This window comes from Pseudomonas sp. HN11, assembly GCF_021390155.1.
Lineage (GTDB): Bacteria > Pseudomonadota > Gammaproteobacteria > Pseudomonadales > Pseudomonadaceae > Aquipseudomonas.
The window spans coordinates 3,483,005-3,496,122 of record NZ_CP089985.1 but is presented as its reverse complement, the minus strand read 5'-3'; the positions used below and the strand labels follow the sequence as shown (position 1 = coordinate 3,496,122).

The following is a 13,118-nucleotide window of genomic DNA, read 5'->3' as shown; positions in this document are numbered from 1 at the left end:
AGCACCTGGTGGGTGCTGGCTTTTTTCGGCAGGTCTGCCTAGAACTGTGCGCCGGCCATCAACACATACTTCACATGCACGTACTCTTCGATCCCGTAGTAGCTGCCTTCCCGGCCATAACCGGACTGTTTGATCCCGCCAAACGGCACGGATGCCGTGCCCACCGACCCGGAGTTGAGAATCACCATACCGGCCTCCAACTGGCGCGACAGACGCAACGACCGCCCCAGTGCGCGGGTGTAGGCGTAGGCGACCAGGCCGAATTCAGTCTGGTTGGCGCGGGCGATTACTTCCTCTTCGTCCTTGAACGAATAGATTGCGAACACCGGCCCGAAGATTTCCTCGGTCGCCAGGGGGGAATCATCCCGCAAGCCAGTCAACACCGTCGGCTCGTAGAACAGGCCGCCCTTGGCGTGGGGTTTGCCGCCCATCAATACCTTGGCGCCAGCGGCCTTGGCGTCTTCCACCAGGCGCACGACCTTGTCGAAACCCAGTTGATTGACCAACGGGCCGACCACAAAGTCTTCACGCAGGCCTTGGTCCACTTCGATCATGGCCACGGCGTGCTTCACGCGCTTGATGAAGTCTTCGAGGATGCTGTGCTGCACAAAGATCCGGTTCGGTGAGATGCACACCTGGCCCGAGTTACGCAGCTTGGCGCTGACCAGCCCTTTCACCGCCTCATCCAGGTTGGCATCCTGGAACACGATAAACGGCGCGTTGCCCCCCAGTTCCAGGGTCATCTTCTTGATGCTCGCCGCGCATTGTGCGGCGAGCAGTTTGCCGACGCCGGTTGAGCCGGTGAACGAGATTTTGCGGATGCGCGGGTCGCCCGTGAGGATCAGGCCGATTACCTTGGGGTCGCCCACCACCACCTCCAGTACGCCTTCCTCTATCCCGGCCTTGCGTGCGTATTCCAGCAACTTGAAGGCGGTCAGTGGAGTATCTTCGGCGGGCTTGATCACCATGGTGCAACCGGCCGCCAGGGCTGTGGCGACCTTGCGGGTGATCATCATGAAGGGGAAATTCCACGGCGTGATAGCGGCGACGGGGCCGATGGCTTCCTTGGTCACCACGATGTTGGCATTGCGGTCGTGGGTGGGGATGGTGTCGCCGTATACGCGCTTGGCTTCCTCGGCGTACCACTCGATAAAGCCCAGGCCGTAGTCGATTTCGCCGCGGGCTTCGCTGAGGCATTTGCCGTTTTCGCGACAGAGCAGTTCGGCGAAGGCTTCCTTGTCGGCCTTAACTGCGTCGTGCCAGCGGCGCAGGATGTCACTGCGGTCCTTGGCGAGCCTGGACGACCATTGCGGGAAAGCGGCGCAGGCACGGTCGATGGCGGCTCTGACGTCGTCCGCGGTATTCTTGTCGACACGGCCGACTTCTTCACCGGTGGCAGGGTTGTAGACGATAAGCATGCGTAATCTCCGAGGGCTGAACGTGCTGTTTCAGGCTACGGAACTGCGCGGGTTGAACGAATATCCATTCCAATGTGCTGATTGCCTATTCCTATAAGTCCGTAGCATCGACACAGGTTGCGAGGTACCGTGAGGTTTTACCCTGAGGCCCGCCACCATGGACCGTACAGACAGAATCATTGAGTTGATGGGCCGCCTGGCGCCTGTCGAGGGCTATAACCTGAGCGCCCTCGATGACGTGCGCTTCCTGCGCTCAAACCGGCCGTTGCATCGGGTGCCGGTGCTGTACGACCCCGGCATCGTGATCGTCTGCCAGGGACGCAAGCGTGGTTATCTGGGGGACGAAATTTACCTCTACGACGCTCAGCACTACTTGGTGGTGTCGGTGCCGGTTCCCTTTACCATGGAGACCGACGCAAGCGACGCCGAACCCATGCTCGCGGTGTACCTGCGGTTGGACTTCACCCTCGCGGCGGAGCTGATGGTGGCGCTGGATGAGTGTGCGGAACTGGTCGAGGCCAAGCCGCGAGGCATGTACTCATCGCCCATGGATGATTTACTCAGCGAGTCGTTGCTGCGCTTCCTGGAGGCCATGAGCGTGCCGATGGATGCGCACATACTGGGTCGGGCGCTGATGCGCGAGATCTACTACCGGATCATCACGGGCGAACAAGGAGGTTCGATGCGCGCCGCGTTGAATCGCCAGGGCCAGTTCGGCAAGGTGGCGCGGGCAATTCGCAAGATCCATGGATGCTATGACCAGCCCCTTGACGTAGAGGCGTTGGCCAATGAAGCGATGATGAGCGTGCCCAGTTTTCACGCGCATTTTCGCACTGTCACCGACACCTCGCCGATGCAGTACCTCAAGTCCACGCGCCTGCACCAGGCGCGCCTGCTGATGCTGCGCAGCGACATCACCGCCGCTTCGGCCTGTGCCAAGGTCGGCTATGAAAGCGCGTCGCAGTTCAGTCGAGAGTTCAAGCGTTTCTTCGGGCGTACGCCACAGGAAGAGATCCAGTGGATGAAGCGTACCTATGCGCTGCCTGCACCGACGTCGGCATCGATCTATGTGTCGTCTCATTAGGCGCTGTCCTGCCAGCAGGACAAACAGTCGCATTTCAGCCGTCTAATCGTTTATTCGAATCACCTGTAGGATCAACCCCACTTGATCGCCACGTTGCGATCCTCACTTGGAGATCCCGCATGAAACTGTTGCATATCGATTCCAGCATCCTCGGCGACAACTCGGCGTCCCGTCAGCTCAGCGCTGGTGTGGTCAAGGCCTGGCAAGCGGCGGAGCCAGGTGTGGAAGTGACTTACCGTGACCTGGCCGGCGAAGGCATCAACCACTTCTCTGGCGCGACTTTGGGCGCTCTGGGCACCGCCGCAGAATTGCGTGATGCCGCGCAAAAGCATGAGGCTGAACTGAGCGCGTCGTCGCTGGCAGAATTTCTCGCCGCCGATGCAGTGGTTGTCGGCGCACCGATGTACAACTTCACCATTCCCACTCAATTGAAAGCCTGGATCGACCGCATTGCCGTCGCCGGCCAGACGTTCCGCTACAGCGAAGCCGGCCCGGAAGGCCTGTGCGGCAACAAGAAAGTCATCATCGTGTCCACGGCCGGTGGCCTGCACGCAGGTCAAGCCTCCGGTGCCGCCCATGAAGGCTATCTGAAACTGCTGTTCGGCTTCCTTGGTATTACCGACATTGAAATCGTACGTGCCGAAGGCCTGGCTTATGGTGATGAGGTTCGCAGCAAATCCCTGAGCGACGCCAACGTACTGATCAACGAACAATTGTTCGCTGCCGCGTAAGGCTTGTGTAAATTTCGCCTTTGCCCGGTTTCAATCTGAAACCGGGCGCCTAAACTCTGTATTCTGCTCGCCTCAAGGCGCTGGAGTACGGAGTTTTTTCGTTTGCCCGCTGTCTTTTCAATGTAGCCCAAGTTGTGCAGGCACGGGTTTGACACCCAGGATTTTTCTTTCGAAATGTCGGTTCTCACGCAGCAAAGGTGGACATCCCCATGATGCGTCTTTGTGCTGTTATGGTTCTTTCCCTGCTCGGCGGCCTGATTTCAGTGCACGCCGCGCCGGCGCCGCATCCGCATTGGAGTGTGGGCTTCCATCGCATGACATTTCTTGATCCGCTCGATCTGCAGCCGATGAAAGCCGTTGCGTTTTACCCGTCCACCGGCCTTGAGCACACCACGCAGTTAGGTGCCTATCACGTCGCCGCTACCGAAGACTCCAAAATCGCCATCGGCCGTTTTCCAATGCTGATGCTGTCCCACGGCAACACTGGTACACCCCTGGCCCTGCATGACCTGGCCACATCCTTGGCACGTAAAGGCTTTGTGGTGGTGGCAGTGTTGCATCCCGGCGACAACTATAAAGACCACAGCCGCCTGGGCACGGTGAGCAACCTGTATGGCCGGCCGATCCAGATCTCCGAGGCGATCACCGCCACCTTGGGCGACCCGATGCTGTCGCCGTTCGTCAACGTCGATCAGGTGGGGGTCATCGGTTACTCCGCCGGCGGCGAAACTGCGTTGATCCTGGCCGGTGCCAAGCCGGATTTCGACCGCCTGCGCCGTTATTGCCAGGAACGCCCGGAAGACCGGGACGCCTGCACCACCAAGGGCGAATTGGTCGTGGACCGAGACGATCTGCAACCGCAACCCGATCCGCGCATACATGCCTTGATGTTGATGGCGCCGCTGAGCTTGATGTTTGGTCGTCACACCCTGGCTGACGTGCATGTGCCGGTGCTGCTTTACAGTGGCGACGGCGACAAACTGGTGGCCGTGGACAAGAACGCTGCCGCCCTGGCGCGCAAACTGCCTGAGCCTCCAGATTTCAAACTACTGGCTGGGGCAGGGCACTTCGTGTTCATGGCGCCGTGCGACAGTGACCAGTTGGCAGCAATGCCGGCGATTTGCACGGATGCCGATGGCGTCGACCGTGAAGGCATCCACCGCGACCTGATCTCTGAGGCGGGGCGTTTTTTCAGCCACACCCTCGGCCAAGCCACCCGCGCCGGCATGCAGACGGCTGATCAATAAGCGCGACGCTTGAGCATAAGGGTCACGCCCAGTGCCGTGACCGACAACAACGCAGCGCAGAAGAAGATCCAGCCGTAGCCGAGGTTCAGCGCCACGGCGCCCATCAAAGGTCCGGCAATCGCCAGGGCCAGGTCAAAGAACACCGCGTAAGCACTCAGCCCCGCGCCACGGCTGCTGTTGGGCACCTGCTTGATGGCTTCCACACCCAGCGCCGGGTACACCAGCGACAAGCCAAAGCCGGTCAGTCCGGCACCAATCAATGCCACGCCGGTGGACGGCGCCAGCCATAGCAGCGTCAGGCCGAGGGTCTCGATGGTCATGCAGGCGATTGCGGCACTAAAACCGCCAAATCGACTGATTGCAGAAATAAACACCAGTCGCGACAGGATAAAGCACGCGCCAAACACCGTCAGGCAGTAAGCCGCACCGGCCCAGCCGCGATTGAGGTAGTACAGGGTGATAAAGGTGGTGAGGGTGCCATAGCCGATGGAAGCGAGGCACAGGCTGGCGCCAAAGGGCGCGATACGCCCGAACACCGCCCAGAATGGCAAGCGCTCACCACGCACCACCGGCACCGAAGGTTTGTTGCGGATCAGCACCAGGCCCAGGGCGGACAACACCGTCAGGGCAATGCCGAGACTGTTGTAGCCGTACTCGGCCACCATCACCACGCCCAGCGGAGCACCAATGGCGATAGCGCCGTAGGACGCTATGCCATTCCAGGAGATCGACCGCGCCGTGTGTTCGGCCCCGACGGCGCCCATGCACCAACTGATGGTGCCCACGCCGATCAGCCCTTGGGCTACGCCGAGCAACAGTCGGCCGACGATCAAAATGCCCAGGCTCAAGGTGGGCATGCTCTGTAGCAATGTCGCAAATAACGTGAGCACGCCGCTGACCAGAATCCCCGCCAGCCCCAACACAATGGCGCGCTTGGTGCCCACGTTGTCCGACATGCGCCCGGCCATGGGGCGGCTAAGTAACGTGGCGAGGTATTGAGAACCGATGGTGACCCCAGCCACCACGGCGCTGAAACCCAGTTGCTCGTGCACATAGCCAGGAATCACCGCAATCGGCAGGCCGATGCAGATAAATGCGATGAAGGTGTAGAAGACGATGGAGACGATCTGCAGGGTGATCGACATTGAACTGGGGACGGCGGCAGGCATGGGCACTCGTTCGCGGGCGGGCGGTGAGGGCATCATGGCAAGGGCGTGGGGGAAAAGGAAGCAGGCTATCTATTTATTAGGGGGGCGTCATTCACATGCAAAAAGCCCCGTCACATAGGACGGGGCTCTAACTTGCCGCTGCTCTTAAAACACCACGCCTTGGCTGCGCAGGTAGTCATCATAGGTGCCGCTGAAGTCGATCACGCCAGTGGCGCTCAATTCGATGATGCGGGTGGCCAGGGACGAGACGAACTCACGGTCGTGGCTGACGAAGATCAGCGTGCCCGGGTAGTTTTCCAGCGCCAGGTTCAGCGCTTCGATGGATTCCATGTCCAAGTGGTTGGTCGGTTCATCCATGATCAGCACGTTCGGCTTTTGCAGGATCAGCTTGCCGAACAGCATGCGGCCTTGCTCACCACCGGAAATCACCTTGACCGACTTCTGGATCTCGTCGTTGGAGAACAGCATGCGACCCAAGGTGCCACGGATCATCTGTTCGCCCTGGGTCCACTGGCCCATCCAGTCGAACAGGGTGACGTCGTCTTCGAAGTCATGCGCATGATCCTGGGCGTAGTAGCCCAGTTCTGCGGCATCGGTCCACTTGATGCTGCCGGCGTCCGGGGTCAGTTCGTTAACCAGGGTGCGCAGCAGGGTGGTCTTGCCAATACCGTTCGGGCCAATGATCGCCACGCGCTCGCCAGCTTCAACCTGGAAGCTGAAGTCCTTGAACAGTGGCTTGCCGTCGAAACCCTTGGCCATGCGCTCGACGATGACCGCCTGACGGTGCAGTTTTTTGTTCTGCTCGAAACGGATGAACGGACTGACGCGGCTCGAGGGCTTGACCTCGGCCAGCTGGATCTTGTCGATCGCCTTGGCACGGGAGGTGGCCTGCTTGGCTTTCGAGGCGTTGGCCGAGAAACGGCTGACGAAGGATTGCAGTTCGGAGATCTGTGCCTTCTTTTTGGCGTTGTCCGACAGCAGTTGCTCGCGGGACTGGGTCGCCACGGTCATGTACTCGTCGTAGTTGCCCGGGAACAGGCGCAGCTCGCCGTAGTCCAGGTCAGCCATGTGGGTGCACACGCTGTTCAGGAAGTGCCGGTCGTGAGAGATGATGATCATCAGGCTGGAGCGCTGGGTCAGGATGTTTTCCAGCCAACGGATGGTGTTGATGTCCAAGTGGTTGGTCGGTTCGTCGAGCAACAGCACTTCAGGATCGGAGAACAGCGCCTGGGCCAGCAATACACGCAGTTTCCAGCCTGGGGACACTTCGCTCATCGGGCCAAAGTGTTGTTCCAGGGGAATGCCCAGGCCCAGCAGCAGTTCACCGGCACGGGATTCGGCGGTGTAGCCGTCCATTTCGGCGAACTCGGTTTCCAGCTCGGCCACGGCCATGCCGTCTTCTTCGCTCATTTCCGGCAGCGAGTAGATACGGTCGCGCTCGGCCTTGACCTTCCACAGCTCTTCGTGGCCCATGATCACGGTGTCGAGCACGGTGAATTCTTCGTAGGCGAATTGGTCCTGGCGCAGTTTACCCAAGCGTACGTTCGGTTCCAGCATGACCTGGCCGCCGGACGGGTCGAGGTCGCCGCCGAGGATTTTCATGAAGGTCGACTTGCCGCAACCGTTGGCACCGATCAAGCCATAACGGTTACCGGCGCCGAACTTGACCGAGACGTTCTCGAAGAGCGGCTTGGCGCCGAACTGCATGGTGATGTTAGCTGTGGAGATCAATTACTTTACCTATCAATGAGTTGCGCGCGTGACGGCAGGAGCCATCAGGCATGCGTCAACAGCGACATCAAGGCGCGAAACCCGGTCGCTGAGCAGAAAATTTTGGATGTGTGTTGGAATTTGGCGCGCATTGTCGCATATGTCAGGCGACAGTTGTATGTCGAGCGAAGGAAGGTTTCGCCAGCGTCTCCGGCATCGCCAGCCATAACAGTGCCAAGGCCAGTGCCGCGACGCCGGCCAGGGTCAGGAAGGCCGCGTTGTAACCGGCCTGTTGCACCACGAAACCGGCCAGGCTGCTGCTCAACGCCGCACCCAGGCCAAACACCGTGGAGAGGGCGCCCAGGCTGACGTTGAAGCGCCCGGTACCCTGGGTCAGATCCTTGACGATTACCGGGAACAGCGCGCCGAAAATGCCTGCGCCAATGCCATCGAGCATCTGCACTGCCACCAGCCAGTAAGGATCATTGGACAGAGTGTAGAGCACCCCACGCAGCGGCAGGATCATGAAACCGGCCATCAGCAAGGGTTTGCGTCCCCAGATGTCAGCCTTGAGCCCGACCAGCCAGGCCATCGGCACCATCACCAATTGCGCGGCGACAATGCATGCCGAGGTCAGTGGCGTCGCCATTTGCAGGTTGATCTGCGACAGCTTCTGGCTGACCAGCGGCAGCATCGCGGCATTGGCCAAGTGGAACAGGGCGCAGCAGATGGCGAACAGCAGCAATGGGCGGTTCGCCAGCAACACCTTCATGCCGGAGGGTTGTTCATGATCGGTGTGGTGCTCGGGGTCGAAGCCCCGGGCGACTTCGTGGTCGATCGCCGCTGCCGACACACACGTGATCGCGACGATACTGGCCACCGCCATGAACGCCATCAAGTAGAACACCACCACCGGCCCGAACAGGTAGGCCAAGCCGCCCGCCAGTAGCGCAGCGACGGCATTACCCGCATGGTTGAAGGTTTCGTTGCGCCCTGTACGGCGGGTGAACGCGCGCGGTCCGGTGATACCCAGGGAGATCGCGCTGATCGCCGGGGCGAATACGGAGGCGGCAACGGCACTGGCGGCCTGGGTCAACGCCACCAGGCTGAAAGAACTGACAAAGGGCAGCAGCAGGCAACTGCCGGTCACCACAATGGCGGCCAGCGCGATCACCGCGCGCTTGCTGCGGGTACGGTCGATCAGAGCGCCCGCCGGACCCTGGGTAAGCAGCGCGGCGATCCCCGCCAGGGTCATGACCACGCCGATACTGGCGGGGTCCCATTTGTGCACGGCCAGCAGGTAAATGGCGAGATAGGGGCCGAGGCCGTCGCGCACATCCGCCAGGAAGAAATTCAGGCTGTCCAGGGACAAGGTATTGCGTAGGTCGGAATGTTTGGCCACGGCGCAGACTTCGGAGGCGGCGTTCAAGGGCTGAACACGCATTGCGTTAATGACCTGCACGCCTTGCGTTAAGTTTCGTGTGCTGTCCGAGGTTTTAATCCGTGAAAACTTGGCTTATTTACTGTGCCCCGCTGGCGAAGGGATTTTCCACCGGCAAAAAAAAGCCCGCGAGGAGAGGCGGGCCAAGGGATTTACTGGAGTAGGTGAGCTTTACCCTATAGGCCCGAAAGTGAAGGCTTTGTGAAAGTACTGTCGTGAGTTCGGATGTGGCTCGGTCAGATGCTGCGTACGAACGTGCGCATGGTTTGACCTGGGCCTGTACTGAATGCAATAGGCCGGGGCAGGCCTTCATCGGCTGCAATGAACACAAATTCATCCTCATCAAGGCGATAACTGGCGAGCAAGGGTTTGCCGGCGTCATCGCCGATGGAATCGATCCAGGTAATGCTTTTAGGTACGGTGCTGCTGTCCAGGACAAACCGGCCGGCCAGTAACACCTCACCACCGATTGTCTTCACTTCAAAGCAGTTGCCGGTAATTGTGGTCAGTGCCCCGGGGGCGCTGTGGGCGTCAACGGGGTTGAGCACGCCACTGTCTTCGAGTGAGATCTGTTCCCATGCACCTTGAAGGGCTTGAAGATCCGGGTCTGAAACGGCTGACATAAACATTCCTTTTGTTTGAGTTTGGACGCATGGCCATGAAGGCGAGGCGATGGCTTTTATCATTGCACTTGGCCATTGGCTAGCGTCCGGAGGGTCTGACCCACCCCATTTACACGACAGCTTTTCACAATTCTTAGTTAACTTTTGGTTACAACCTGTGGCTAAATAACTGCAAAGGGCCACGAACTGAGTTGTCACTCAGTGGTCGTGCCGATTGTGTGAATTGTGATTTCAGGTGCTGCTATCCAACCTCGGCCGTTGTGGGCGCGCAGGAGCAGCCTGTTCTCTTCTGACGTGTGACGAAATCCCTTGAAACTCATCATTGTTGTTCTCTACGTTGCCTCGATTGCGTATGTACACCTGCGCGGCCGGGTGCGGCATAAGCTGGGGCGCCAGCTCAGCGATCATTCGACCTTCCTGGCTCCGATCAACTGCTTTCTCTACCTTTTCTCCAAGCTGCCCAGCCGACCTTACCTGTCACCCAGCGATTTTCCGGACCTGAGCCCGCTCCAGGAACATTGGGAAGAAATCCGTCTGGAAGGCCAGAACCTGATGCGCGCCGGAGAGATCAAGCGCTCCGACCAATACAATGACGTGGGTTTCAACTCGTTCTTCAAATCGGGTTGGAAGCGTTTTTATCTGAAATGGTATGGCGACAGCCATCCGTCGGCGATGAAACTGTGCCCCCGTACCACTGAGTTGGTGCAGAGCATTGGCTCGATCAAGGCCGCGATGTTTGCTGAACTGCCACCAGGCTCCAAGCTGGTGCGCCATCGCGATCCGTATGCCGGCTCCTACCGCTACCATCTGGGCCTGGATACCCCGAATGCTCCAGGCTGCTACATCAACGTGGATGGCGAAAACTATTACTGGCGTGACGGTGAGCCGGTGATGTTTGATGAGACCTATATCCACTACGCCGAAAACACGACTCAGCAGAACCGCATCATTCTGTTCTGCGATATCGAGCGCCCAATGAAGTACCGCTGGGCGGCCGCGTTCAATCGCTGGTTCAGCCGTAATGTGATGGCGGCTGCCGGTTCGCCTAACGATGACGGTGACAAGACCGGTGGGCTCAACCGCGCCTTTACTCGCTTGTACAAGATCCGCCTGCGCGGTAAAGAGTTGAAAAAGCGCAATCGCACACGTTACTACCTGGAAAAGTGGGCGATTTTCGCTGCACTCGCCGCGATCTTTCTGCTGATCTGAGCCCCTCCAAGGGCGCCTTCTATTTCGGTGGCTGGGCGCCCAGTCTGTCCCACATCTTCTTGCTGATCTTCTGCCGGTTGGCATACCCGGCCCAGGGATCCGTCTTCAAACCTTCCAAGCGCTCCTGCAAATTGGCGACCGTCCATTGCTGGGCCCCGCGTAATGCCTTTAGCTCTTCACGACTGACCGGCACTGACACCGGCAAACCGGGGCGCGCCCGCACGGAGTACGCTGCCACAGTGCTGGCACCGCGCGCATTACGCAGGTAGTCGATAAAGATTTTGCCGACCCGGTTTTTAGGCCCTGACGTCGCGGTAAAACGCTCTGGCAGTTGCTCGGTTATGAATTGGGCGATGGCTTTGGCGAATGCCTTGACGGTGTCCCAATTGTCTCGACGCGCCAGCGGCACAACCAGGTGCAGACCCTTGCCGCCGCTCGTCTTGACGAACGCTTGCAGCCCCAATTCATCCAATACCGATAGCGTCAGCTGCGCCGCTTCCAGCATGGCCTTCCACGGCAGGGCCGGGTCTGGGTCAAGGTCGAGCACGAACAGATCCGGGGTTTCGATCTTGTCCGAGGTAGCGCCCCATGTGTGAAATTCCACCGCGCCCATTTGCACGGCTCCGATCAACGCGCCGACGCTGTCGATCTCCATCAGGCGCGCATGGCCGGGGTCGAGTGCCTGGTCCAACTGCTTGATATTGGGAATAGCCAGGCGTTCAGCGTGTTTCTGGAAGAACTGTTCCCCGTCGATGCCTTCCGGCGCCCTTAACAGTGATACAGGGCGATGATGCAGAAAGGGCAGTATCCATTCGCTGATGCTGTCGTAGAATTGCGCCAGCTGCTGTTTTTGCGTGCCGCTTTGTGTGTCGATCACGCGTTCGGGGTGGGTGATATTCACTTTGCCGCTGGTCTTTTTTGCAGGTTTCATGGATTTGGCAGTACGCGGTTGCTCAAGAATGATCTGCGTCGCCGGTTTGTCGGTGCGCAGCCCGACGAACGCGGCTTGGCGGACCACCCCTTCACGGGTCCATTCAGTGAATTGAACCTCGCCGACCAACGTTGGCTCTACCCAGTGCACGCCGCGGGCCTGGGCGCTGGTCAGCGGTTTGTCCAGGGGCGACGCCTTACGCTCAAGGCGCACGAGTTGCGCGTAGATCGCTTTCAGTGACGCCTGGTCAAAACCTGTCCCCACACGGCCGGCGTACACCAGCCCGGAGTCGTCGTTCACGGCCAACAACAGCGCCCCGAAACCACTGCGTGAACCCTGCGGTCGCGTGTAGCCGACGATCACGAATTCCTGGCGCAAGCGGCATTTGAGCTTGATCCAATCGGCACTGCGACTGGAAACGTACGGGCTGCCCAGGCGCTTGCCGATCACCCCTTCGAGTGCCAAGTCGCAAGCGCTCTCAAAGATATCTCGATGGTGGGCGGTGAAAGCGTCGGAGAATCGCAATAATTTGCTTCGGCCGCCGGCCAGCACATCCTTCAGAGCGGCACGGCGCTCCTCGACGGGCAATTGCCGTAGATCCTGGCCATTAAGGAACGGTGCATCGAACAGGTAATAGACGATGTCCAGACTGCGCCCGATATCAAAAGCGTTCTGCAGCGCCTGGAAATCCGGCAGGCCGTCGCCGTTAAGGCTGACTACCTCGCCGTCGAGCCAGCTGTCCTTGAGCTTGAGCGCTTGCAGGGCCTTGGCCTGGCGCGGCAGACGTTCGGTCCAGTCGTGGCCGTTGCGCGTGAACAAACGCACCTCGCTGTCGCGAATGCGCGCAAGTATGCGGTAGCCATCGAACTTGATTTCGTATTGCCAGTCGCCTTCGGGGGCACGATCCACCAGCGTGGCCAATTGCGGCGTAAAATGTTCGGGGAGGGCGGTGCTGGGCTTCCTGGTTTTGCCCCGGCGTTTAGGCTTGCCCACCGAGGCGTCGCTGAGCACGCTGTTGGGCTGGGCCTGGACGATATCGTAGTCTTCGGCCTTGCGTGCCTGCGGGTCCTTTTCCTTGATCAACAGCCATTGCTCTTTATCGCCGCTGCCTTTGAGGCGGGTACGTACCAGCGTCCAGTCGCCGGAGAGTTTTTCGCCGACAAGGGTGAACTTGAGTTTGCCGGCGGCGTAGGCCGCGCGGGGATCCTCATGGGGTTGCCATACACCACGGTCCCACACAATGACATCACCCGCGCCGTATTGGCCCGCCGGAATGCTGCCTTCGAAGCCGCCGTAACTCAGGGGGTGGTCTTCCACATGAACGGCCAGGCGCTTCTGGCTGGGATCCAGGCTCGGGCCTTTGGGTACCGCCCAACTGAGCAGAACGCCATCCAGCTCGAGGCGAAAGTCATAGTGCAAATTGCGCGCGTCATGCTTCTGGATAACAAAGGACAGCGCCGACCCTTTGCGCTTGCCGGCGGGTGCGCTGCCTGACGGTTCGGCGGTAATCCCGAAATCGCGCTTGCGGTTGTACTCGCTGAGAGGCTTTGGCATG

10 protein-coding genes are annotated in these 13,118 nt (G+C 59.7%); 4 read left to right on the top strand and 6 right to left on the bottom strand.

What is annotated here, in order from left to right; all coding sequences use genetic code 11:
- Positions 1-38: 38 nt before the first annotated feature.
- Positions 39-1,418: an NAD-dependent succinate-semialdehyde dehydrogenase gene (locus LVW35_RS15610; protein ID WP_233890980.1), complete on the bottom strand. Its 1,380-nt coding sequence runs from the start codon at positions 1,416-1,418 to the stop codon at positions 39-41.
- Positions 1,419-1,575: 157 nt separating this feature from the next.
- Here LVW35_RS15610 and LVW35_RS15605 point away from each other — a divergent pair, with 157 nt between their 5' ends.
- The 3 genes from LVW35_RS15605 to LVW35_RS15595 all read left to right on the top strand — a co-directional run bounded on the left by LVW35_RS15605 (position 1,576) and on the right by LVW35_RS15595 (position 4,480).
- A complete protein-coding gene (locus LVW35_RS15605) occupies positions 1,576-2,502 on the top strand; it encodes an AraC family transcriptional regulator (RefSeq protein ID WP_233890979.1) in 927 nt (308 codons plus the stop codon).
- Positions 2,503-2,621: 119 nt separating this feature from the next.
- Positions 2,622-3,233, top strand: coding sequence for an FMN-dependent NADH-azoreductase (locus LVW35_RS15600; RefSeq protein ID WP_233890978.1), 612 nt, complete (start codon positions 2,622-2,624; stop codon positions 3,231-3,233).
- A 209-nt stretch (positions 3,234-3,442) separates the two neighbouring features.
- Entirely contained in the window at positions 3,443-4,480 is a 1,038-nt protein-coding gene (locus LVW35_RS15595) for an alpha/beta hydrolase family protein (RefSeq protein WP_233890977.1), read from the top strand.
- Here the strand turns inward: LVW35_RS15595 and LVW35_RS15590 are convergent.
- The 4 genes from LVW35_RS15590 to LVW35_RS15575 all read right to left on the bottom strand — a co-directional run bounded on the left by LVW35_RS15590 (position 4,474) and on the right by LVW35_RS15575 (position 9,423).
- Complete coding sequence (locus tag LVW35_RS15590) at positions 4,474-5,649, bottom strand: MFS transporter (protein WP_233890976.1); 1,176 nt, start codon at positions 5,647-5,649, stop codon at positions 4,474-4,476. The two genes, LVW35_RS15595 and LVW35_RS15590, sit on opposite strands and share 7 nt — an antisense overlap.
- A 144-nt stretch (positions 5,650-5,793) precedes the next feature.
- On the bottom strand, positions 5,794-7,380 hold the full coding sequence (locus LVW35_RS15585; RefSeq protein WP_010210624.1) for an ABC-F family ATPase: 1,587 nt from the start codon (positions 7,378-7,380) through the stop codon (positions 5,794-5,796).
- A 142-nt stretch (positions 7,381-7,522) separates the two neighbouring features.
- Positions 7,523-8,761, bottom strand: coding sequence for an MFS transporter (locus LVW35_RS15580; protein ID WP_233896490.1), 1,239 nt, complete (start codon positions 8,759-8,761; stop codon positions 7,523-7,525).
- Positions 8,762-9,036: 275 nt separating this feature from the next.
- Positions 9,037-9,423, bottom strand: coding sequence for a TIGR03067 domain-containing protein (locus LVW35_RS15575; RefSeq protein WP_233890975.1), 387 nt, complete (start codon positions 9,421-9,423; stop codon positions 9,037-9,039).
- A 309-nt stretch (positions 9,424-9,732) separates the two neighbouring features.
- Between LVW35_RS15575 and lpxO the strand changes: the two genes are divergently transcribed.
- Positions 9,733-10,632, top strand: coding sequence for a lipid A hydroxylase LpxO (lpxO, locus tag LVW35_RS15570; protein WP_233890974.1), 900 nt, complete (start codon positions 9,733-9,735; stop codon positions 10,630-10,632).
- Between the two features lie 19 nt (positions 10,633-10,651).
- Here the strand turns inward: lpxO and ligD are convergent, their stop codons facing one another.
- The gene (gene ligD, locus LVW35_RS15565; RefSeq protein ID WP_233890973.1) at positions 10,652-13,117 is read right to left on the bottom strand and encodes a DNA ligase D; all 2,466 of its coding nucleotides are present in this window, start codon (positions 13,115-13,117) and stop codon (positions 10,652-10,654) included.
- Position 13,118: the final 1 nt, after the last annotated feature.